This is a genomic window from Pauljensenia sp. UMB6358 (assembly GCF_030216865.1).
GTDB classification, from domain to species: domain Bacteria; phylum Actinomycetota; class Actinomycetes; order Actinomycetales; family Actinomycetaceae; genus Pauljensenia; species Pauljensenia turicensis_A.
On sequence record NZ_JASOMS010000172.1, the window covers coordinates 1 to 269 of the forward strand.

A 269-nucleotide genomic window follows, 5' to 3' on the forward strand; every position below is an offset into this window, starting at 1 on the left:
GGCGGGTTAGAGACGATCAGGTCGAAGCGACGCCCTCGCACCGCCGAAAACATATCGGATTGCAAAAGCTCAACGGACTCACCGGCCAGCTGCGCCGCCACGCCTGCCGCTCCACGAGCTCGCGGCAAAATATCTACGCCAGTAACCGAATCAGCGTGTGCCGTAGCAGCCAACGCCTGCGCTCCCGATCCGCACCCCAGGTCGAGGACGGTACCGAAGTGTTCCCTGGGCGTCCACGCCAGTAGCGAATTCGTTGCCCCGCCCAAGCC

The 269-nt window shown here is 63.9% G+C and carries 1 protein-coding gene; it reads right to left on the minus strand.

The annotated features are described in order from the left end of the window. The coding region (locus tag QP381_RS09060; RefSeq protein ID WP_285068684.1) for a methyltransferase at positions 1 to 269 on the minus strand (269 nt) is incomplete at both ends.